The sequence below is a fragment of the Arthrobacter sp. ok362 genome (assembly GCF_900102785.1).
In the GTDB taxonomy this organism is placed as follows: domain Bacteria; phylum Actinomycetota; class Actinomycetes; order Actinomycetales; family Micrococcaceae; genus Arthrobacter.
The window spans coordinates 107,397-128,997 of the sequence record NZ_FNGC01000010.1 but is presented as its reverse complement, the minus strand read 5'-3'; the positions used below and the strand labels follow the sequence as shown (position 1 = coordinate 128,997).

The 21,601-nt window shown below is 68.2% G+C and carries 15 protein-coding genes; 6 read left to right on the top strand and 9 right to left on the bottom strand.

The window, feature by feature from the left end; genetic code table 11:
• The first annotated feature begins 93 nt into the window (after positions 1 to 93).
• Positions 94 to 1,521: a family 4 glycosyl hydrolase gene (locus BLQ10_RS14380; protein WP_091563189.1), complete on the top strand. Its 1,428-nt coding sequence runs from the start codon at positions 94 to 96 to the stop codon at positions 1,519 to 1,521.
• Positions 1,522 to 1,565: 44 nt separating this feature from the next.
• Here the strand turns inward: BLQ10_RS14380 and BLQ10_RS14375 are convergent, their stop codons facing one another.
• Complete coding sequence (locus tag BLQ10_RS14375; RefSeq protein ID WP_091563372.1) at positions 1,566 to 2,126, bottom strand: GNAT family N-acetyltransferase; 561 nt, start codon at positions 2,124 to 2,126, stop codon at positions 1,566 to 1,568.
• A 168-nt stretch (positions 2,127 to 2,294) separates the two neighbouring features.
• Here BLQ10_RS14375 and mshA point away from each other — a divergent pair, with 168 nt between their 5' ends.
• The 3 genes from mshA to BLQ10_RS14360 all read left to right on the top strand — a co-directional run bounded on the left by mshA (position 2,295) and on the right by BLQ10_RS14360 (position 6,531).
• Complete coding sequence (gene mshA / locus BLQ10_RS14370) at positions 2,295 to 3,560, top strand: D-inositol-3-phosphate glycosyltransferase (RefSeq protein WP_091563188.1); 1,266 nt, start codon at positions 2,295 to 2,297, stop codon at positions 3,558 to 3,560.
• A gap of 87 nt (positions 3,561 to 3,647) precedes the next feature.
• Entirely contained in the window at positions 3,648 to 5,360 is a 1,713-nt protein-coding gene (locus tag BLQ10_RS14365; protein ID WP_091563185.1) for a formate--tetrahydrofolate ligase, read from the top strand.
• 211 nt (positions 5,361 to 5,571) lie between these two features.
• A complete protein-coding gene (locus BLQ10_RS14360) occupies positions 5,572 to 6,531 on the top strand; it encodes a PDDEXK family nuclease (RefSeq protein ID WP_091563183.1) in 960 nt (319 codons plus the stop codon).
• Between the two features lie 178 nt (positions 6,532 to 6,709).
• On the opposite strand, the gene BLQ10_RS14355 is transcribed toward BLQ10_RS14360, so the two are convergent.
• From BLQ10_RS14355 to glmS, 8 genes are all read right to left on the bottom strand, one after another.
• Positions 6,710 to 7,795, bottom strand: coding sequence for an inositol-3-phosphate synthase (locus BLQ10_RS14355; protein WP_090575433.1), 1,086 nt, complete (start codon positions 7,793 to 7,795; stop codon positions 6,710 to 6,712).
• 188 nt (positions 7,796 to 7,983) lie between these two features.
• The gene (mgrA, locus tag BLQ10_RS14350; protein ID WP_091563181.1) at positions 7,984 to 9,021 is read right to left on the bottom strand and encodes an L-glyceraldehyde 3-phosphate reductase; all 1,038 of its coding nucleotides are present in this window, start codon (positions 9,019 to 9,021) and stop codon (positions 7,984 to 7,986) included.
• A 15-nt stretch (positions 9,022 to 9,036) separates the two neighbouring features.
• Positions 9,037 to 10,842: a malto-oligosyltrehalose trehalohydrolase gene (gene treZ, locus BLQ10_RS14345; protein WP_091563178.1), complete on the bottom strand. Its 1,806-nt coding sequence runs from the start codon at positions 10,840 to 10,842 to the stop codon at positions 9,037 to 9,039.
• Positions 10,843 to 10,894: 52 nt separating this feature from the next.
• A complete protein-coding gene (gene treY, locus BLQ10_RS14340) occupies positions 10,895 to 13,231 on the bottom strand; it encodes a malto-oligosyltrehalose synthase (protein ID WP_091563176.1) in 2,337 nt (778 codons plus the stop codon).
• A complete protein-coding gene (gene glgX, locus BLQ10_RS14335; RefSeq protein WP_091563174.1) occupies positions 13,228 to 15,591 on the bottom strand; it encodes a glycogen debranching protein GlgX in 2,364 nt (787 codons plus the stop codon). Before glgX ends, treY begins: the two co-directional genes overlap by 4 nt.
• 92 nt (positions 15,592 to 15,683) lie before the next feature.
• Positions 15,684 to 17,222, bottom strand: a complete 1,539-nt coding sequence (locus BLQ10_RS14330) for an NAD(P)H-hydrate epimerase (protein WP_091563172.1) — start codon at positions 17,220 to 17,222, stop codon at positions 15,684 to 15,686.
• 68 nt (positions 17,223 to 17,290) lie between these two features.
• Entirely contained in the window at positions 17,291 to 17,638 is a 348-nt protein-coding gene (locus tag BLQ10_RS14325; RefSeq protein WP_091563169.1) for a holo-ACP synthase, read from the bottom strand.
• Between the two features lie 4 nt (positions 17,639 to 17,642).
• Positions 17,643 to 19,535, bottom strand: a complete 1,893-nt coding sequence (gene glmS, locus BLQ10_RS14320; protein WP_091563371.1) for a glutamine--fructose-6-phosphate transaminase (isomerizing) — start codon at positions 19,533 to 19,535, stop codon at positions 17,643 to 17,645.
• Between the two features lie 145 nt (positions 19,536 to 19,680).
• On the opposite strand from glmS, the gene coaA reads away from it, so the two are divergent.
• Positions 19,681 to 20,646, top strand: coding sequence for a type I pantothenate kinase (gene coaA / locus BLQ10_RS14315; protein WP_091563167.1), 966 nt, complete (start codon positions 19,681 to 19,683; stop codon positions 20,644 to 20,646).
• Between the two features lie 5 nt (positions 20,647 to 20,651).
• Positions 20,652 to 21,584 carry a M15 family metallopeptidase gene (locus BLQ10_RS22410; protein WP_175558625.1) on the top strand — a complete coding sequence of 311 codons (933 nt, stop codon included), beginning with the start codon at positions 20,652 to 20,654 and terminating at the stop codon, positions 21,582 to 21,584.
• Positions 21,585 to 21,601 lie beyond the last annotated feature (17 nt).

The following is a 21,601-nucleotide window of genomic DNA, read 5'->3' as shown; positions in this document are numbered from 1 at the left end:
GGAAACCGCGGGAAGCGGGGGCCGACGGGCACGCCCCGGCGGCGTGGCGGAGCGGGCGGCAACGCCCTGACCGGCGGGGAATAGACTGTCCGCATGCGGCTCACGATCGCCGGCGGGGGCGGGTTCCGGGTCCCCCTGGTTTACCGGGCGCTCTCTGCCGGCCCCTTCGCGGGGCTGGTGCGGGAGCTGGTGCTTTACGACGTCGACCCCGCCCGGCTGGCGGCCATCGAGGCGGTCCTGGCCTCCCTGGCCCAGCACGGTCCGCCGGGTTCCGGCCCGCAGGTCCGTGCCGTGTCCTCGCTCCCCGAGGCTCTCGACGGCGCCGACATGGTCTTCGCCGCCATCCGGCCCGGCGGCACGGCCGGGCGGACCGCCGACGAGCGGATCGCCCTGGACCTCGGACTCCTGGGCCAGGAAACCACCGGCGCCGGCGGCATCTCCTACGCCCTGCGGTCCATTCCGCCGATGCTGCGGCTCGCGGAGGAAATGCGGAGCCGCTGCCCCGCGGCGTGGCTGCTCAACTTCACCAACCCTGCCGGCATGGTCACGGAGGCCCTGGCCCCGGTGCTCGGGCCCAGGGTGATCGGGATTTGCGACTCCGCCAGCGGCCTGGTGCATCACGCGGCGCGGGCTGCCGGCGTCGCGCTGCCGGAGGGCACGCTCGACGGCGTGGGCTACTACGGCCTGAACCACCTCGGCTGGCTGTACCGGCTGGAGGCCGGAGGCCGGGACGCCCTCCCGGGGCTGCTGGCGAACCCTGCGGCGCTGTCGGGGTTCGAGGAGGGCCGGCTGTTCCCGCCCGGGTTGCTTGCCGGCCTTGGCTGCCTGCCGAATGAGTACCTTTTCTATTACTACGACGCCGTTCGAGCGGTGGCCGGCATGCGCGCTGCAGAGCAGACCCGGGGGGAATCCATCGCCCGGCAGCAGGCCGAGCTCTATCCCCGGCTGGCTGCCGCCGGGCCGGAGGCTTTTGCGCTTTGGGACGCCGCCCGCCTCTCACGCGAGGAAGGCTATCTCGCGGAAGCCCGCACCTCGGGCGAACGCCGCGACGAGACCGACCTCACCGGCGGCGGCTACGAGCGGGTGGCCCTGGCGGCCATGCGCGCCCTCGCCGGAGGCGGCGCAGCGGACCTGATCCTCAACACGCGCAACACAGTCAACACCGTCGGGTCCGCGGGACCGGACGCGGGCGCCGCCGTCGGGTCAGCAGCGCCGGCGGTGCCGGCCGTTCCGGGGCTGCCGGCCGACGCCGTCGTCGAAGTTCCGTGCAGGGTGACGCCCGACGGCGCTGCGCCGGTCCCGCAGGAACGTCCGGGACCGGCCCAACTGGAGCTGATGCGGCGCGTCAAGGACGTCGAACGGCTCGTGGTGGAGGCGGCGACGACCGGCCGGCGGGAGGCAGCCCTCGCCGCGTTCGCCAGGCATCCGCTCGTGGATTCGGAGGTCCTCGCCGGCAAACTGCTCGCCGGCTACGAAGCAGTGTTCCCGGAGTTGGGCCGTCTCTGGCAAAGCGGTCGGTAACGGTCCGCCGGCAGGAACGGCCCGCGGGCAGCGGGCTAGAACCCCTACAGCTTTCGGTACATCACATGCAGGCCCACATAGCCCAGTTCCGGGTGCTTGAACGCCTCGGGAATGGTCGCGAGAACCTCGAAGCCCATGGATTTCCAGGCGGCAACGGCCCGGACATTGCTCTCCACCACGGCGTTGAACTGCATGGCCCGGAAGCCGGCGTCACGTGCGGCGTCGAGCGAATAGGCGCAGAGGGCCCGGGCCAGTCCGCGGCCGGCCTGGGCGGGATGGACCATGTAGCCCGCGTTGGCGACATGGCTGCCGCCGCCGCCCTGGTTGGGGTGCAGCTCGCCGGTGCCAAGGATGGCACCGGCGGTCCGGCCGCCGTCACCGGCGCCGTCACCGGGACCGACGGCGACGGCGACGAAGGTCTGGCCCGGCGCCTGCTTGAACCAGCGCCCGCGGGCCTCGTCCTCGGCGGTGTCCCGGTCCCAAGTAAAAGTATCCCCGGCCCGGATAACCGGTTCCAGGATTGCCCAGATGCCCGGCCAGTCCTCCGGGCGGGCCTCCCGGATTGTCCAGCCGGCTGCAGGATCAGGTTCTGTCGTTGCGCTCACAGCGGCCACGTTAGCAGTACGCCCCCGTCTGGGACCGGATCCGTGGCGTGACGCGGAAACGAACCCGTGGCCGGACCTGTTCCGTGACCATGGAAGGGACCCGTGAAGCGGCCGGCACTTCAGGAGTAATGTTTTATCGACATGCAGTCTGCAGAGGAAAGGGGAACCGTGTCGCTGATCCGCCGCGTCGCTTTCCTTTCCCTGCACACCTCGCCCATGGAGCAGCCCGGCTCCGGCGACGCCGGCGGAATGAACGTGTACGTCCGGGCGCTGGCCGCGGCCCTAGCCGAGACCGGCGTGGAAGTGGAGATCTTCACCCGGTCCACCTCGGCCACGCAGCCCGCCGTCGAACACCCGTCCCCGGGCGTGTGCGTGCACAACGTCCTCGCCGGCCCGCCACGGAAGCTGCCCAAAGAGGAGCTTCCTGGGCTGCTGCACAGCATGGTCGCCGAGATCGACCGGATCCGCCAGCTCCAGCCGCACGGCCGGTATGACGTCATCCATTCCCACTACTGGGTGTCCGGGGTGGCCGGGCTGGAGCTGGCGGAGCTGTGGCGGCTGCCCCTCGTCCACACCATGCACACAATGGCGAAGGTCAAGAACCAGCTCCTCGAGTCCGGCGAGCAGCCCGAACCGCGGCGGCGTGAGGACGGCGAGCACCGGATAGTCGACGGCGCAACCCGGCTAATCGCCAACACCGGCACCGAAGCGGCCGAGCTGGTCTCGCACTACAACGCCGACATCGACCGCATTGACGTCGCGCCGCCGGGCGTGGACCTGACGGTCTTCACACCGTCCTTCAGGAACCGCGCCCGGGCCCAGCACGGCATCGTCCCGGGCAAGTTCCATCTGCTGTTCGCAGGCCGGATCCAGCGGCTCAAGGGCCCACAGATCCTGATTAAGGCGGCCGCGCTCCTGCGTTCCCGGCGCCCGGACATCGACCTGCAGCTGACCATCCTGGGGGCCGTCAGCGGCGCCAAGGACTTCAACCTCAAGGCGCTGGTCAGCGCCGCCGGAATGGACGACGTCGTCACCCACCATCCGCCGGTCAACGCCCCGGAGCTGGCTGGCTGGTACCGGTCGGCCGACGTCGTGGTGATGCCGTCCTACAGCGAGTCCTTCGGCCTGGTGGCCCTGGAGGCGCAGGCCTGCGGGACGCCCGTTCTCGCCACGAAAGTGGGCGGCCTCTCCCGCGCCGTCCAGGACGGGCGGACTGGGATGCTGATCGAGGGCCACAAGGCCAGCGACTGGGCGGACGCGCTCGAAGAGCTCTTCGACGACGCCCAAACGCGCACCGACATGGGGCACGCGGCCGCGATCCACGCCCAGGATTTCGGCTGGCAGCGCACCGCCGCGATTACGCTGGAGAGCTACCACACCGCCGTGACCCAGTATTTTGGCAGCCTGACCATCCCGGTGGGCCACACACCCTGAACCGGATCCGCCCCGCCCCCGCCCAACCCCCGCCCGGCAACACCGGACCGGGACCAACCCGCCGACGCCACGAGCCGAAGGACAACGATGTCTGAGACCACCACTGCCGGGAACAACGTACCCAGCGACCTGGAGATTGCCCAGCGGGCAGTCATGAAGCCGATCGAGGAGATTGCGGCGGCCGCCGGCATCAACCCGGACGCGCTGGAACTCTACGGGCCCTACAAGGCCAAGATCGATCCGACGAAGCTGACCGTTCCGGCGGGCGCCCCCACGCGGGTCCCCGGCAAGGTGGTGCTGGTCTCCGCGATGTCGCCCACCCCCGCGGGCGAGGGCAAGTCCACCACCACGGTGGGGCTCGCGGATTCCCTGGCCCGTGCCGGGCACAGCGTGATGATCGCCCTGCGCGAGCCCTCGCTCGGCCCCATCCTGGGCATGAAGGGCGGTGCCACCGGCGGCGGCTACTCCCAGGTGCTGCCGATGGACCAGATCAACCTGCACTTCACCGGCGACTTCCACGCCATCACGTCCGCGAACAACGCCCTCATGGCCCTCGTGGACAACCACATCTTCCAGGGCAACGAACTCAACATCGATCCGCGCCGGATGACGTTCAAGCGGGTCCTGGACATGAACGACCGGTCCCTCCGGGAGGTCGTGATCGGCCTGGGCGGCCCGGCCCAGGGCACGCCGCGGCAGGACGGCTTCGACATCACCGTGGCCTCGGAGATCATGGCGGTCTTCTGCCTCGCCACGGACCTGAACGATTTGCGCGAACGGCTGGGCCGGATCACCTTCGGCTACACTTACGACCGCCAGCCCGTCACGGTGGCCGACCTCGGCGTCCAGGGCGCCCTGACCATGCTGCTCAAAGACGCGATCAAGCCCAACCTCGTGCAGACCGTCGCCGGCACCCCCGCCCTGGTGCACGGCGGGCCCTTCGCCAACATCGCCCACGGCTGCAACTCCCTCATCGCCACGCAGACGGCCCGCAGCCTTGTGGACATCGTGGTGACCGAGGCCGGTTTCGGCGCGGACCTCGGTGCCGAAAAGTACATGGACATCAAGTCACGGGTGGCCGACGTCGCCCCGTCCGCCGTCGTCCTCGTGGCCACCGTCCGGGCGCTCAAGATGCAGGGTGGCGTACCGAAAGACCGGCTCACGGAGCCCGACGTGGGGGCGCTGGCCGCCGGCGTCGCCAATCTCCAGCGCCACATCCGCAACGTCGAGAAGTTCGGCATCGTCCCGGTCGTGGCGGTCAACAAATTCGCCACGGACACCGCCGAGGAGCTGGACTGGCTGCTTCAGTGGTGCGCCGCGGAGGGTGTCCAGGCCGCGGTGGCCGATGTCTGGGGCCGCGGCGGTGGCGGCGACGGCGGGGACGAGCTCGCGGCGAAGGTGGCGGCCGCGATCGACACCCCGCACGACTTCCGGCACCTGTACCCGCTGGACATCTCCGTCGAGGACAAGATCCGGACCATCGTGCAGGAGGTCTACGGCGCCGACGGCGTGGACTTCTCGGTGCCCGCGCTCAAACGGCTGGCGGAGATCGAGAAGAACGGCTGGTCCGGGATGCCCGTGTGCATGGCGAAGACGCAGTACTCCTTCAGCGACGACGCCACCCGGCTCGGCGCCCCCAAGGGCTTCACCATCCACGTCCGGGACCTCATCCCCAAGACAGGCGCGGGCTTTATCGTGGCCCTCACCGGCGCGGTCATGACCATGCCCGGCCTGCCCAAGGTTCCGGCAGCGATGCGGATGGACGTGGACGACGCCGGCAACCCGGTCGGTCTCTTCTAACCCACCCGACGTTCCCGCAGGTCCGGCGTGGCGCCACCCGATGCTCCCTCACGTCCGGCGTGGCGCCACCCGATGCTCCCTCACGTCCGGCGCGGCGCCACCCGATGCTCCCTCACGTCCGGCGCGGCGCTCGCGCCCGCCGCCGCGGGCAGGCCAGGAACATCTGTGGATAACTTCTGCGCGGCTTTCCAAATAGTTTCAAAATTCCAGCATGGAGAAACCAACGAAGCTTCCCGGTCCGCTCACCGCAGGTCCCTTTACCATCGCTGATGCACGGTCCTTGGGAGTGCCGAGAACCAGACTCCGGCGCTCCGACGTAATTCACATCAGCCGAGGTCTTTACCGGCCCGCGGATTGGAACTTCGAGCTGGAGACGGCGGCTCGTGCATTGGCCGCAGCGTCGCCCGGCGCCTGGATCTCCCACGTCACCGCCGCCAGGCTCCGATGCCAGATATTGCCTCCATGGCTCTCGGACTCGGAGGAGCTACACCTGAGCAAGCCGCGGGCGCTCCCGGAGGTCCGGCGCAAAGGCATCCTCGGGCACACGGTTCTTGCGTTGGAGGGCGAGGTCGAAACAGTGGATGGGATCCGGATCAGCACGCGCTCCCGCACGTGGCTCGACCTCGCCCTGCGGTTGAGCCTGCCGGAGTTGGTCTGCATGGGTGATGAGCTGGTGCGGATTCCCCGGCTGGGGTTGGAAGGGCGTAGTGATCCCTTTGCGACCATCGATGAGCTGTGTTGGATGGTGGGCCGTCACCCGAACATGCAGGGAATCGTCCGTGCCCGTGCGGCACTGGACTTGATGCGCGTGGGCTCGGATTCAGCGCCGGAGACGTTGCTGCGGCTAGCGATGTGCGACGCCGGGCTCCCGGAACCGGAACTGCAGCTCCCGCTGCGACCGGACAGTCCCGCCGCGCCGACGGCGGACCTTGGGTATCGCCGTCGGCGGCTGGCCGTTCAGTACGACGGCGGGCACCACCTGCTCCCCGCACAGATCTTTAGCGACCGCCGCCGTGACAAGGCCTTCGAGGCAGCGGGATGGACGGTGCTCGTCCTGACAAAAGATGACCTCGCGGACGGCTTCTCCGGCGCCGTCGCCAAGATGAAGCGAATCCTCCGCACGTCATACCTCAGTCCGCCGGCCGCAGCTGGCTTTTCCAGCGCAGTCTGAGGCAGCGGGCCCCCGATGTCTGCAAAACGTGAGGGAGGATCGGGTCGGTATAGACCAAAAGTGAGGGAGCGTCTGCGGGCCCAATCCGAAAACGACGACGCTCCCCCACCGTTGGTGAGGGAGCGTCGGGTTGGAACACGCCAAACGTGAGGAAGCGTCCGGGGACAGCGGGGGCGGGTTAGCGCTCCAGGTCGCCGCGGATGAAGGCCTCGACCTTTTCACGGGCGAGGTCGTCGTTGAACTGCTCCGGCGGGGACTTCATGAAGTAGCTCGACGCCGAGACCAGCGGGCCGCCGATCCCGCGGTCCAGACCGATCTTGGCGGCGCGGATGGCGTCGATGATCACGCCGGCGGAGTTGGGCGAGTCCCAGACTTCGAGCTTGTATTCCAGGGACACCGGGGCGTCGCCGAAGTTGCGGCCTTCGAGGCGGACGAACGCCCACTTGCGGTCATCGAGCCACTGGACGTAGTCGGACGGGCCGATGTGGACGTCCTTGGCCGCGAGCTCGGCCTCGACGTTGGAGGTGACGGCCTGGGTCTTGGAGATCTTCTTGGACTCCAGGCGGTCGCGCTCGAGCATGTTCTTGAAGTCCATGTTGCCGCCGACGTTCAGCTGGTACGTGCGGTCCAGGGTGACGCCGCGGTCCTCGAACAGCTTGGCCATGACGCGGTGCGTGATGGTGGCACCGATCTGGCTCTTGATGTCATCACCCACGATCGGCACACCCGCGGCGGTGAACTTGTCCGCCCACTCCTTGGTGCCGGCCAGGAACACCGGGAGGGCGTTGACGAACGCCACACCGGCATCGATCGCGCACTGGGCGTAGAACTCGGCGGCCTGCTGGGAGCCGACCGGCAGGTAGCAGACCATGACGTCAACCTTGGCGTCCTTGAGGGCCTGGACGACGTCGACCGGCTCCTCCGGGGACTGCTCGATGGTCTCGAGGTAGTACTTGCCAAGACCGTCCAAGGTGTGGCCGCGCTGGACGGTGACACCAGTCGGCGGGACGTCGGCGATCTTGATGGTGTTGTTTTCGCTGGCCAGGATGGCGGCGGACAGGTCCTGGCCCACCTTCTTGCCGTCGACGTCGAACGCGGCAACGAACTCGACGTCGCCGACGTGGTACTGGCCGAACTCCACGTGCATCAGGCCCGGAATCGTGGCCTTGGGGTCGGCGTCTTTGTAGTACTGGACGCCCTGGACCAGTGAAGTGGCGCAGTTACCTACGCCGACGATTGCAACACGAATCGGATGTGAAGACACGGAACTCCTTTTGAGAACAAGGGTGACCGGCGCGGCCGCACTCTGTTGTACTGCATCAGTTGTGCGGGCGGCAGGCGGACACGGCGCCGTAAGGCGCCCTTAGTAGTCTAGTCAACGCTGCCGGGTCCGCGGTTGTTCCCCGGCGGCCCCGGCCATTGTGTTGAGTGCGGCTTAAGTGCGGGTACCGGCTACTTTTGGGCCCACAGGTTGATGTCGGACTCGACGGCGAACTCATCGATCGCGTCCAGCTCATCGGCCGTGAAATCCAGGTTGTTGACGGCGGCCAGGGTGTCCTCGAGCTGACGGACGCTGGAGGCGCCGACCAGTGCGGATGTGACGGACGAGCCCTTGCCCTGCTCGCGCAGGATCCAGGCGATGGCCAGCTGCGCCAGCGTCTGCCCGCGGCCCTCGGCGATCCGGTTGAGCCCGCGCACGCGGTCCAGCTTGTCCTCGGTGATCATGGATTCACCCAGGGACTTGTGCTGGGCGGCTCGGGAGTCGGCCGGAATGCCCTTCAGGTAACGGTCGGTGAGCATGCCCTGCGCCAGCGGCGAGAACGCGATGGACCCAGCGCCCACCTGCTCCAGCGCCTCGTAGAGGTTGGGGCTGCCGTTCTCGGTCCAGCGGTTGAGCATGGAGTAGCTGGGCTGGTGGATCAGCAGCGGCGTGCCGAGTTCCTTGAGGATCCGCGCGGCCTCGAGGGTCTGTTCCGGGGTGTAGGAGGAGATGCCGGCGTAGAGCGCCTTGCCGGAGCGCACGGCCTGGTTTAGGGCGCCCATGGTTTCTTCCATCGGCGTCTCGGGGTCAGGGCGGTGGCTGTAGAAGATGTCCACGTAGTCCAGGCCCATCCGGCCCAGCGACTGGTCCAGGCTGGCCAGCAGGTACTTGCGCGAGCCAAAGTTGCCGTAGGGGCCGGGCCACATGTCGTAGCCGGCCTTGGTGGAGATGATCAGTTCGTCGCGGTACGGCCGGAAGTCGTCCTTGAAGTGACGGCCAAAGTTGGTTTCGGCGCTGCCGTAGGGCGGGCCGTAGTTGTTGGCGAGGTCGAAGTGGGTGACGCCCAGGTCGAAGGCGCGGCGCAGGATGGCGCGCTGGATCTCGAACGGCTTGTCGTCGCCGAAGTTATGCCACAGGCCCAGCGAGATGGCCGGGAGTTTCAGGCCGCTGCGCCCCACCCGGCGGTAGGGCATGGAGTCGTAGCGGGTATCAGTTGCCAAATATGTCATGCGTCATATCCTGCCTTAGTTAGTGAGAATCGCGGCGCTGTGACCGGGGAGCTCGAGCTGGTTGGCGGACGGCCCACCCGTAGGAGCCGGCTCCGCGCCGGGAGTCGGGTCCAGCCGGACGGCGTCGTCCGTGGCCAGGGCGAGAGTGGCCCCTCGGACCGGGAGCCGCCGCGCCCCGGCGGAAAAGTTCATCGCCACCTCGGTGCGGCCGCGGCGCAGCAGCAGCCAGCCCTCGTCCTCGCTGACGTCGACGACGGTGTCCTCGAAGCCGGGTTCCGCCAGGTCCGGCGTGGTGCGGCGCAGCGCGATCAGCGCCCGGTACAGCTCCAGGAGGCGGGCGTGGTCCCCTCCGGAGGCCTCGGCCCAGTCGAGCTTGGACCGGGTGAAGGTCTCCGGATCCTGCGGATCGGGCACGACGGCGGGGTCCCAGCCCATCCGCTCGAACTCCCTGATCCGGCCCTCGGCCGTCGCCTTGCCCAGTTCCGGTTCCGGGTGGGAGGTGAAGAACTGCCACGGGGTGGTGGCCCCGTATTCCTCGCCCATGAACAGCATGGGCGTGAACGGTGAGGTCAGGGTGGCGACGGCGGCGAGGGCGAGCTGCCCGTAGCCCAGGGTCTGGGACAGCCTGTCCCCGGTGGCCCGGTTGCCGATCTGGTCGTGGTTCTGGCTGCACACCACCAGCGCGGCGGGGTGAACCTGGGCCGGGTTGATGGGCCGGCCGTGGTGGCGGGCGCGGAAGCTGGAGTAGGTTCCGTCGTGGAAGAACCCGCGCTTCAGGACCTTGGCCAGCGCCCCGAGCGAGTCGAAGTCGGCGTAGTAGCCGGTGGTCTCGCCGCTGACGTTGACGTGGACGGCGTGGTGGAAGTCATCGCTCCACTGCCCGGCCAGCCCGTAGCCGTTGGTGCCCCGCGGGTAGAGCAGGCGCGGGTTGTTCAGGTCCGATTCCGCGATCATCGTGGCCTTGCGTCCGGTCTCGGCGGATATCTCGTCCGCGAGGGCGCCGAAGTCCTCCAGCAGGTGCACCGCGCGCTCGTCTTTGAAGGCGTGCACGGCGTCCAGCCGCAGGCCGTCCACGTGGTAGTCCCGCAGCCACATGGCGGCGTTGTCCAGAATATAGCGGCGCACCTCGTCCGAATCCGGGCCGTCCAGGTTGACGGAGTCGCCCCAGGTGTTGCCCTCCCCCGATTTCAGGTACGGCCCGAACCGGGGAAGGTAGTTGCCGCTGGGGCCGAGGTGGTTGTAGACCACGTCCTGGATGACGCCAAGGCCGGCGGCGTGGGCGGCGTCCACGAAGCGCTGGTACGCGGCGGGTCCGCCGTAGCCCTCATGCACGGCGTACCAGAGGACGCCGTCGTAACCCCAGTTGTGCGTGCCGTTGAACCCGTTGACCGGCAACAACTCCACGAAGTCGATGCCCAGCTCCGCCAGATACTGCAGCTTCCCTGCCGCGGCGTCCAGTGTTCCCTCTGGCGTGAAGGTGCCCACGTGGAGTTCGTAGATGACGGCGCCCTTGAGCTCCCGTCCCGTCCACTGGCCGTCAGCCCACTGGTGGCTTCCGGCGTCGAACGTGCGGGAGAGCGCGTGGACGCCCGCGGGCTGGCGCCGGGACCGCGGGTCCGGCAGCGGGGTGTCGTCCCCGTCCACCAGGTAGCCGTAGTCCACCTCCCCGGAGGCGGGCGCCCCGGAGGCAGCCCACCAGCCGGGCGCCTCCCCGCCGCGGCGGGTCATGTCATACTTCCGGCCGTCAGCGAGGAGCGTGACCGCCTGCGCGTCGGGAGCCCAGAGATCGAAGCGTTCGCTTCCGTGTGCAGGCAAGGTCATGGCATTCTTCCGTTCCCCAAATGTCGGTGCTCTTTGGTACTACAGGTTCTGCTTAGGCGGTGGGCACCAGGAGGGCGACCGGGTAATCCCGCAGGATCTCCGCCACGGCTACGGTGCCCGGACCGTGCCTGGAACCGGTGAGTTCATCTGCCATGGCCGCGGCCAGCTCGATGGTCGTGTCCTGCCATCCGCCGCGCTGCTCCAGTCCGCGGGGCAGCCGCGTGGCGAGCGTCAGCGCGCCCGGGGCTGAGAGTGTCCCGCGGTCAAAGGCGAGCAGGTGTGCAGCGGCGGTGCCCGCGGCCGTGACCGGGATGTACCCGGTGAACAGCTCCGGCCGGTCCCGCCGCAGGCGCAGCGCCCGCGAGGTGACGAGGAGTTTCGCTGTCTCGTCCCGGTACGACGCCGGACGCTCACCGGCGTCAAGCGAGGCGAGGGCGCGCCGGCGGGCCCCGAAGTCGAACGGCCGCCGGTTGTCCGGATCGGTCAACGAGCGGTCCCAGAACTCGGTGCCCTGGTACACGTCCGGCACGCCGGGCATGGTGAGCTGCACGAGCTTGGTGCCGAGTGAGTTGACGGCCCCGTACGGCTCGAGCAGGGCCACCAGGGACTCCAGCTCCGCCGTCACCTCCGGGGTGTCGAAGGCGGCGTCGACGACGGCTGACAGTTTCGCCTCGAAAGCCTCGTCCGGATCGATCCAGTTCGTGGAGTTCCCGGCCTCCCGGGCGGCTTTTTGCGCGTAGGACTGCAGCCGGTCGCGGTCCGCGGGCCAGGCGCCGGCGATGGCCTGCCACAGCAGGTTGGCCAGCGGCCCGTCCGGCAGCGGCGCCAGCTTCTGCAGCCGCTCCAGGGAGGCCTGCCATTCCGGTGCGAGCTCCGCGAGGACCGAGATCCGGGCGCGGGTGTCCTCGCTGCGCTTGGTGTCGTGCGTACTGAGGGTCGTCATGGACAACGGCTGCCCGGCCTGGCGGCGGGACATCCGGGTGTGGAACTCCTCCGGCGCCACGGCAAACTCGGTGGGGTCGGCGCCGACTTCCGTCAGGGTGCCCAGCCGGGTGTACCGGAAGAACGCGGTGTCTTCCACGCCCTTGGCCATGACCATCCCGGAGGTCTGCTGAAAGCGGATGCCCAGTTCGGCCTCCGCGCCAGGGCCAGCACTAAGCAGGAGCGGCAGGAGCACGCCGACGGCGCCTTCCAGTCCGGGGCGTCGGCGGACAGCGAGTTCGCAGGCTTCCTTGAGGACGTCTGCACCCTCCGGAAGGTAGCTGCGGTAGACCGGGAACGCGGCAATGATCTCGGACAGCGCGTCCGCCGCGGCCTCCTGGGACAGCCCTGCCCCAGCCGGGACCAGCCGTGCCAGCCGGAGCATTTCCGAGTGCAGGATCCCGTCCGTGATCCGTCGTTTGGTGCCGCGGATCATTTCGTCGTAGTCGGCCGCGCCGCCGCGCAGTTCCGCGTCGAGCGCGTCAAGCGGGCCCTGGCCGGCGGCGTCGACGAATACCCGGTCCACGTCCGCGAGGGCGTCGTAGCCGGTGGTGCCCTCGCACTCGAAGCCGGCCGGCAGGCTCTCGCCCGGTTCCAGGATCTTCTCGATCAGCAGGTAACTGCCGCCCGTGACCTCGCGCAGCCGGCGCAGGTATCCCTCCGGGTCGGCGAGGCCGTCCGGGTGGTCGATCCGCAGCCCGTCGACGAGCCCTTCCCGGAACCACCGCACAACCTCCGCGTGGGCTTCATCGAAGACCTCGGGAAGCTCCACCCGGATTCCGGCCAGGCTGTTGACGGCAAAGAACCGGCGGTAGTTCAGGTCCGTGTCTGCCCGGCGCCAGCCGATCAGCTCGTAGTGCTGCCGGTCGTGGACCGCCCGGGGGTCATCGGCAGTAGAGTCACCTGCGGTGTAGGTGCCCTCGGCGAGCGGAAAGCGGTGGTCGTAGTAGCGCAGTTCCCCGTCACGGATCTCAAGCGCGTCAACGTCCGAGTCCGCGCCCAGCACGGGGATCCGCACGCGGCCGCCGCCAAAGTCCCAGTCGACGTCGAACGCCTGCGCGTAGCGGGACTGCTGCCCCTCCTTCAGGAGGGACCACCACCACGGGTTCTGGGCCGGCGTCGCGACACCGACATGGTTGGGCACGATATCGACGAGCACGCCCATGCCGGCTTCCCGGGCGGCCGTCGACGCCGCCAGCAGGCCTTCCGCGCCGCCCCGGTCCGGATCAATAGCAGAGGGATCGGTGACGTCGTAACCGTGGTCCGAACCCCGCTCCGCCGTGAGGATCGGCGAAAGATAGATCCAGTCCACGCCCAGCGACTTTAGGTACGGCACGGTTTGGGCAGCGTCCTGCAGCGTAAAGCCGGGACGGATCTGCAGCCGGTACGTCGAGACCGGCGTCCTCATGAGGCCGGACCCTTCTTGGACCGCGGCTTCTTGCCAGCCTTGGCCGAGGCGCGTTTGCCCGGGGCGCGCTTCGCCGGAGCAGGCTCAGGCTCTGCCGCAGGGGCTGCCTCCGCAGGAGCTTCCTCGGCGGCAGCCGCGGAAACCTCGGGAGCCTCTGGTGCTTCCTCAGCCGGCGCAGCGGGAGCCTCTTCCGCCGGAGCCTCGGCCCGGGCGGCCAGGGATGCAGCGGCGGAGTAGTCCACCTCCACCTCCGGGCCTGAGTAGGCGCGCAGCACCACGAGGGATTTCGCCGCCAGCGTCAGGACGCTCCCGGCCTTGAGCGGCTGGCCTGTGTCCGCCGTGTCGGCGGTGTCCACGAGGAGGTCCCAGAACGGTGAGTATTCCTCGGCCGGGAGCAGGAAGTCGACGTTGTCGTCGTGGGCGTTGAACGCCAGCAGGAAACTGTCGTCGGTGATACGGCGTCCGCGCGAATCCTGTTCCTGGATGCCGTGCCCGTTGTAGAACACACCGATGGTCCGGCCGAATCCGCTGCCCCAGTCCTCCGGCAGCATTTCCTTGCCGTCGGTATTGAGCCAGACGATATCCGGCAGCTTCTCGCCCTCGCCGCGGCGCACCGGGCGGCCGTCGAAAAAGCGGCTGCGCCGGAAGATGGGGTGGTCGCGGCGGATCTTGTTGACCACCGCTGTGAACTCTACGAGCGGCTGGTCCATGGCGTCCCAGTGCACCCAGCTCAGTTCGGAGTCCTGGCAGTAGGTGTTGTTGTTTCCCTGCTGGGTGCGGCCCAGCTCGTCGCCATGCAGAAGCATCGGAACGCCCTGCGAGAGCAGCAGGGTCGCAATGAAGTTCCGCTGCTGGCGGGCGCGCAGCGTCAGCACGGCGTCGTCCTCGGTCTCGCCTTCCGCGCCACAGTTCCAGGAGCGGTTGTGCGATTCGCCGTCGTTGTTGCCCTCACCGTTGGCGTCGTTGTGCTTCTCGTTGTAGGACACGAGGTCGCGCATGGTGAAGCCGTCGTGGGCGGTGACAAAGTTGATGGACGCCACCGGACGCCGGGCAGAGCTCTCGTAGAGGTCGGCCGAACCGGTCAGGCGCGAGGCGAATTCGCCCAGCGTGGACGGTTCGCCGCGCCAGAAGTCACGGACGGTGTCGCGGTATTTGCCGTTCCACTCGGTCCACTGCGGCGGGAAGTTGCCCACCTGGTAGCCGCCGGGGCCCACATCCCACGGCTCGGCAATCAGTTTGACCTGGGAGACGATCGGATCCTGCTGGATCAGTTCGAAGAAGGTGGAGAGCTTGTCGACGTCGTAAAACTCCCGGGCCAGGGTGGAGGCGAGGTCGAAACGGAACCCGTCCACGTGCATTTCCGTGACCCAGTAGCGCAGGGAATCCATGAGCAGCTGGAGCGAGTGCGGGTGCCGGACGTTCAGTGAGTTGCCGGTGCCGGTGTAGTCCATGTAGTGCTTCTGGTCATCGTCCACCAGCCGGTAGTAGGCGGCGTTGTCGATGCCCTTAAAGGACAGGGTGGGGCCGAGGTGGTTGCCCTCGGCCGTGTGGTTGTAGACCACGTCCAGGATCACTTCCATGCCGGCCTTGTGCAGGTCGCGGACCATGGCCTTGAATTCCTGGACCTGGTGCCCCACATCGCCGGAGGAGCTGTAGGTGTTCTGCGGGGCGAAGAAGCCGATGGTGTTGTAGCCCCAGTAGTTGTTGAGGCCCTTCTCCACGAGGGTGCCGTCGTTGACGAACTGGTGCACGGGCATGAGCTCGATCGCGGTGATCCCGAGTTTCTTGAGGTGCTCGATCACGGCGGGGTGGGATACGCCCGCGTAGGTGCCGCGCTGTTCCTCCGGGACCTCCGGGTGCAGTTCGGTCAGGCCCTTGACGTGGGCTTCATAGATGACGGACTCGTGGTACGGGATGCGCAGCTGGCGGTCGCCGTCCCAGTCAAAGAACGGGTTGATGACGACGCCGTGCATGGTGTGCGGAGCCGAGTCCGTGTCGTTGCGGGACGTGGGATCCCCGAAGTTATAGGAAAAGAGCGCGGGGTCCCAGTCGATCTGCCCCTGGATGGCCTTGGCATAGGGGTCCATCAGCAGCTTGTTGGCGTTGAACCGGTTGCCGTTGTCCGGCTCGTACTCTCCGTGGACGCGGTAGCCGTACTTCTGTCCGGGCTGGACCTGCGGCAGGTAGCAGTGCCACACGTAGCCGTCCACCTCGGTCAGTTCGATCCGGGTTTCGGTCAGGTCGTCAGCCAGGAGGCACAGTTCCACCCGCTCGGCGCGCTCGCTGAACAGGGCAAAGTTGGTTCCAGTGCCGTCAAAAGTGGCTCCCAGGGGGTAAGCCGTTCCGGGCCAGACTTCCATGTGTACTCCTCGTGCGTGACGAATTATTCTCTAGACAGACTACTGGTAAGCAAGGTTAGTATTTGTTCGGAGGCACTCAGCGCGCCCGTTTATTACAGCTCCCGCATCACCTCCGGAACAGCACGGGCGATGGCCGTCGCTGTCACCGGTCCTCCTCGGGAGGCCCGGACCCCGGCGCGGCCGTGGACGCTGGCTGCCATCGCCGCGATCGCCGCCCACCTGGCGTCGGGATCGATGTCATGTCCACCGAAGCGCCCGACGTCGGCACCCAACTGGGCCAGCAGCCCACCGATAACTCCTGCCAGGACGTCGCCGCTGCCTGCCGTGGCGATCCAGGGCGTGCCCTCGGCCTGGCTGTAGAAGTCCTGGAAGGGGGAGGCCACGAGGGTCGTGGCGCCCTTGAGCAGCACCGTGGCTTCGGTCAGGCCCGCAGCCCGCCGCACCGCGCTGAGCGTGGATCCTTCTACCGCGGAGCGGTCCAGTGCAACCCCGAGGCGGTGAAACAATGCTGACAGTTCGCCAGCGTGGGGTGTCAGGATCACTTGCGGAGCCAGCACAACAGGCAGGGCGGCCAATGCGCCGGCGTCGGCGATCGTCGGCAGGCCCGAGTCTGCGGCGTCGCGGGCGCGCTGCAACTGCTGTTCATCGGAGTCATCCAGTCCCGAGCCCACGAGCCAGGCCTGAACGTGCGTATCGGCCACGGCGCCGTCGCCGCACACCACCTCGGGGCATGCCTGCCGGACGAGGTCGGCGACGTCTGGCGGGCCCAGATAGCGCACCATGCCGACGCCGGTGGCCAGGGCGCCCCTGCAGGCCAGCACGGCGGCACCGGGGTACTGCGAGGAGCCGGCCACGACGCCGAGGACCCCGCGGGAGTACTTGTGCGAGCGCCGGCTAGGGTGCGGCAGGAGCGCGGCGAGGTCGGCGGCTTCGAGCCTCAGCAGTGCCGGGGCTGGCAGCGCGTACTCGATTCCGATGGGGACCACACGGATAGTGCCCGCGAAGTCGGCTCCGGGGTCTGCCAGCAGGCCTGCCTTGGCGGCACCAAACGTCACCGTCATGTCAGCGGCCAGCACCGGCCCGTGCACCTCCCCCGTGTCCGCGTCGACGCCGCTGGGGATGTCGCAGGCCACGACCAAGGGGGAACGGGAGCCCGGCCGGGAGCGCTCCAGGGCCGCGACCAGCTCTGCGGCCGGTCCCCGCAGCCCGCCCTGGGCTCCGGTCCCGAGGACTGCGTCGATCACGACCTCGGCGCCGCCGGCCATCGCGGCGAGTTCGGCCACGTTGTCCCCGGTGAGGGCCACGGCATGCCCGCCCGCGTTCCGGAAGGCCGCCAGCCCGGCGTCGTGGGCCGCGCCGGCGGTGAGCACCGCCGTCGTCCGCATGCCGCGGCGGGCCAGCAGCGCGGCGGCGAACAGCCCGTCTCCGCCGTTGTTGCCCTTGCCCGCCAGCACGGCCACGCTGGAGCCGTACAGCCGCTGCCCGCGCCCGCGCAGGCCGCTGATGGTGGCGTTGGCGAGGCCATAGGCGGCCCGCTGCATGAGAACAGCGCCCGCACCGGAGCCCAAGGTGTCGTCGAGAAATGGTTTCTCGGCTTCTCGTACCTGGGTTCCGGTGTAGGCGCTGATCATCGTTTCAGTCCGTTCGCGGTCGCTGGGGAATGCCTGGCGCTCAGGCAGGTTCGGCCTGGACGGCTCGCTCAGCCTTCGGCGACAACTGTCGCGGTGGCGATCCCGCCGTCGTGGCTCATGGACAAGTGCCAGCGCTTGACGCCCTTCGACTCCGCCACAGCCAGCACGGTGCCTTTGACCTGGACGGTGGGACCGTGCTGGTCCAGCCCGATCCAGCAGTCCTGCCAGTTCATGCCGGCCGGCGCCCCCAGCACCTTGGCCACGGCCTCCTTGGCCGCAAACCGCGCGGCGAGGGAGCGTGTGTTCAGTTCCCGCTCGGCGGGGACGAACAGCCTGTCGCGCAGACCTGGGGTGCGCTCGAGCTGGCGCCCGAACCGCTCAATGTCTACGACGTCTACGCCTATGCCTACGATCATGGCGTTATTCTACGGTCACGCTCTTGGCCAGGTTGCGTGGCTGATCCACGTCATATCCCTTGGCCGAGGCGAGTGCGAGGGCGAAGATCTGCAGCGGAACCGTCGCGAGCAGCGGTGCCAGAAGCGTGGGAGTCTCCGGGATGTAGAAGACGTGCTCGGCGTACGCCTTGACGGCTTCGTCCCCTTCCTCTGCGATCACGATCGTCCGGGCGCCGCGGGCGCGGACTTCCTGGATGTTGGACACCACCTTGGAGTGCAGCGAGTCGCGGCCCCGCGGCGACGGGACCACCACGAAGACGGGCTGGCCTTCCTCGATCAGCGCGATCGGGCCGTGCTTGAGCTCGCCCGCGGCGAAGCCCTCGGCGTGGATGTACGCGAGCTCCTTAAGCTTCAGCGCACCCTCCATCGCCACCGGGAAACCGACGTGGCGGCCCAGGAACAGCACGGACTTGGCCTCGGCCATGGACCGGCCGAGTTCCTTGATCTGGTCCTCGTTGTCGAGGATGTGCTGGACCTTGGCCGGAATCTTGCCCAGGTCAGCCAGGATGTCCTTGATTTCGCCTTGGAATTTGTTGCCGCGCAGCTGTGCCAAATAAAGGCCCAGCAGGTAGGCGGCCGTGATCTGGGCCAGGAACGCCTTGGTCGAGGCCACGGCAATCTCGGGGCCGGCGTGCGTGTAGAGCACGGCGTCCGATTCCCGCGGGATGGTGGACCCGTTGGTGTTGCAGATGGAGACCGTCTTGGCACCCTGCTCCTTGGCGTAGCGGACCGCCATGAGGGTGTCCATGGTCTCGCCGGACTGGGAGATGGAGACAATCAGCGTGTTCTCGTCCACGATCGGATCCCGGTAGCGGAATTCGTGCGAGAGTTCGACCTCGGTGGGGATCCGGCACCAGTGCTCAATGGCGTATTTCGCAACCTGGCCGGCGTAGGCGGAGGTGCCGCACGCCAGGACGATGATCTTGTCGACGTTCTTGAGCAGTTCCGGATCAATACGGAGCTCATCAAGCGTCAGCTTGCCGTGGATGTCGGAGCGGCCCAGCAAGGTCTGCCGCACGGCGTCCGGCTGGTCGTGGATTTCCTTTTCCATGAAGGACGGGAAGCCGCCCTTCTCGGCGGAGGCAGGATCCCAGTCGACGTGGTATTCCTTGCCCTCGGCGGGGGCGCCGTAGAAGTCCGTGATTTCCACGGAGTCGGCGGTGATCGTGACGATCTGGTCCTGGCCAAGTTCCACAGCGCGCCGGGTGTAGTCGATAAAGCCGGAGACGTCGGAGCCGAGGAAGTTCTCGCCTTCGCCGAGGCCGACGACGAGCGGGGAGTTGCGGCGCGCCGCGACCACTACGTCCGGCTGGTCTGCATGAACGGCGAGAAGCGTGAAAGCGCCCTCGAGCCGCTGGCAGGCAAGCTGCATGGCCAGGGTGAGGCCGCCATTGGTGACGTCACCGCCCAGCTGGTTCCGGTAGATGTCCCCGAGCAGGGCAGCCGCTACTTCCGTGTCCGTCTCGGACTCGAAGATGATGCCCTTGCCCAGGAGTTCCAGCTTGAGCTCGGCGAAGTTCTCGATGATGCCGTTGTGGATCAGGGCCAGTTTGCCGCCGTCGGACAGGTGCGGGTGCGCGTTCTGGTCCGTCGGACCGCCGTGGGTGGCCCAGCGCGTGTGGCCGATTCCCGTGAGGGATTCCGGCAGCGGGCGGGTGTCCAGCTCCGCGATGAGGTTGCTGAGTTTGCCCGACTTCTTCCGGGAAGAAATGGTGCCGTCGGCAACCACCGCAATTCCCGCGGAGTCGTAGCCTCGGTACTCCAAGCGCCGCAATCCTTCAAGGACAACGTCCAAGGCATTGTGTCCAGCATTTACCCGGCCATCTGAGTGGCCCACATATCCAACGATTCCACACATGGTCATAAGCCTAGCGGGTTTCCGGGAGGGAGGACGTGGGACAGCGGCGCGCGAACGGCCCGGCGCGGGGCTGCAGAGGGCCTGTCCCCGCTCCCACCGGCCGGTCCATTTCGCTCTCGGCGCTGTGGAGGGCAGAATCTCTAGGGTGACTTTGCAACGCAATGAAGCGAACGGGGAAGGTGCCTCGCCGTTCGTGGAGCTGGACCGGCAGACCTGGTCCCGGCTCGCTGCCCAGATGGAGCAGCCCCTCAATGAAGAGGATGTGTTCCGCCTTCGCGGCCTCGGTGACCCCCTCGACATCAAGGAAGTGCGCGAGGTTTATCTGCCGCTGTCCCGGCTGCTGCACCTTTATGTGGAAGCCGCGGGCCAACTTCACGCGGCCACCACCACCTTCCTAGGCGAAACCACCCAGCGCACGCCGTTCGTGATCGGCGTGGCCGGTTCGGTGGCCGTGGGCAAGTCCACCATTGCCCGCGTCCTGCGGGAAATGCTCCGCCGCTGGCCGGGCACCCCCAACGTGGAGCTCATCACCACGGATGGCTTCCTCTACCCGCTCGCCGAGCTCAAGCGCCGGCAACTGCTGGAGCGCAAGGGTTTCCCGGAGTCGTACGACCGCCGTTCCCTGCTGCGTTTCGTGAGCGAGATCAAGGGCGGCGCTGAGGAGGTCCGCGCCCCCTGGTATTCCCACGTCACCTACGACATCGTCCCCGGCAAGGAAGTGGTGGTGCGCCGGCCGGACGTGCTGATTGTCGAGGGACTGAACGTTTTGGCGCCGGCCCGGCCGCGGCAGGACGGCCGGCAGGGCCTGGCCCTGAGTGACTTCTTCGACTTCTCCATCTACGTCGATGCGAAAACCTCGTATATCGAGGAGTGGTACGTGGACCGCTTCCGCAAACTGCGGACCACTGCCTTCGCCCAGCCGGAATCGTACTTCCACCGCTACGCAACCCTCTCCGATGCCGAGGCCGAACAGACCGCGCGTGAGATCTGGAAGCGCATCAACGAGCCCAACCTCGAGGAAAACGTCCTCCCGACCCGGGGCCGCGCCCAACTGGTCCTGTCCAAGGACGCCGACCACTCCATCCGCCGGATGCTGCTGAGGAAGGTCTAGCACAGATGTGCCACGAAGACGCTGACGGAGCGTTTGGACGGCAGTCGGCCAGCCCGGATTCGCCGAGCCGCCGGGCCTTCAGCCGCCTCCTGCTGGCAGGCACCGGCCTCGCGGCGCTGTCCGCCTGCACCCCGGCCCAGCCCTTCACGCCGTCAGGCACGCCAGGGTCGACTCCCGAGCCGACACCGGGCACGGGCGGTGCGACGCCGACGGCCGCTGCCGCGCCTTCAAACTCGCCGGCAAGCACCCCGTCGGCGCCCCCGACGCCCGCGACGTCGTCGGCTGTCCCGCCGTCGGCAACGGCACGCCCTCCTTCGGCCACGGCCCCGGGACCGAAGCACTCACTCTCGGACCCCACCAGCCCGTGGGTGATCGTCAACAAGCACCGGCCGCTCTCCCCCGCCACCTTTGTGCCGCCGGATCTGGTCCGGCCAGCCGTGCGGCTGGCTACCTCGGGCGAGGCCGCGCTGCTGAACAGTACGACGGCGGCCGCGGCGGAGAGGATGTTCGCGGCGGCGGCAGCGGAGGGCGTCATCATTACCCTGGCCAGCGGCTACCGTTCGTTCGCGACGCAGACGGCAACCTACGGCAGTTACGTGAATTCCCGGGGACGGGCCGAGGCTGACACCGCTTCCGCCCGGCCCGGCTACTCCGAACACCAGACGGGCTGGGCGTTCGACATTGGCGATGGAAGCGGCGCAGACGCTTTTACCCCGCAGTTCAAGGACCGGCCGGCGGCGATCTGGGCCAAGGCGAACGCCCACCGCTTCGGCTTCGTGGTCCGCTACCCATGGATGCTGCACCAAATCACCGGCTACTTCTACGAGCCATGGCATCTGCGCTTCATCGGTATCGAGGCGGCGACGGACATGAAGTCCCGCGGGATCGGCACGCTTGAGCAATACTTCGGACTGGAAGCCGCACCGGCGTACCTTTAGGGCGACAGCGGCCGCAG

What these genes read in the sequence shown, in the direction of transcription:
- BLQ10_RS14380 (WP_091563189.1), top strand. Translation starts at nt 94, where the DNA reads ATGCGGCTCACGATCGCCGGCGGGGGCGGGTTCCGGGTCCCCCTGGTT.
- BLQ10_RS14365 (WP_091563185.1), top strand. Translation starts at nt 3,648, where the DNA reads ATGTCTGAGACCACCACTGCCGGGAACAACGTACCCAGCGACCTGGAG.
- BLQ10_RS14360 (WP_091563183.1), top strand. Translation starts at nt 5,572, where the DNA reads ATGGAGAAACCAACGAAGCTTCCCGGTCCGCTCACCGCAGGTCCCTTT.
- mgrA (WP_091563181.1), bottom strand. Translation starts at nt 9,021, where the DNA reads ATGACATATTTGGCAACTGATACCCGCTACGACTCCATGCCCTACCGC.
- treZ (WP_091563178.1), bottom strand. Translation starts at nt 10,842, where the DNA reads ATGACCTTGCCTGCACACGGAAGCGAACGCTTCGATCTCTGGGCTCCC.
- treY (WP_091563176.1), bottom strand. Translation starts at nt 13,231, where the DNA reads ATGAGGACGCCGGTCTCGACGTACCGGCTGCAGATCCGTCCCGGCTTT.
- glgX (WP_091563174.1), bottom strand. Translation starts at nt 15,591, where the DNA reads ATGGAAGTCTGGCCCGGAACGGCTTACCCCCTGGGAGCCACTTTTGAC.
- BLQ10_RS14330 (WP_091563172.1), bottom strand. Translation starts at nt 17,222, where the DNA reads ATGATCAGCGCCTACACCGGAACCCAGGTACGAGAAGCCGAGAAACCA.
- BLQ10_RS14325 (WP_091563169.1), bottom strand. Translation starts at nt 17,638, where the DNA reads ATGATCGTAGGCATAGGCGTAGACGTCGTAGACATTGAGCGGTTCGGG.
- glmS (WP_091563371.1), bottom strand. Translation starts at nt 19,535, where the DNA reads ATGTGTGGAATCGTTGGATATGTGGGCCACTCAGATGGCCGGGTAAAT.
- BLQ10_RS22410 (WP_175558625.1), top strand. Translation starts at nt 20,652, where the DNA reads ATGTGCCACGAAGACGCTGACGGAGCGTTTGGACGGCAGTCGGCCAGC.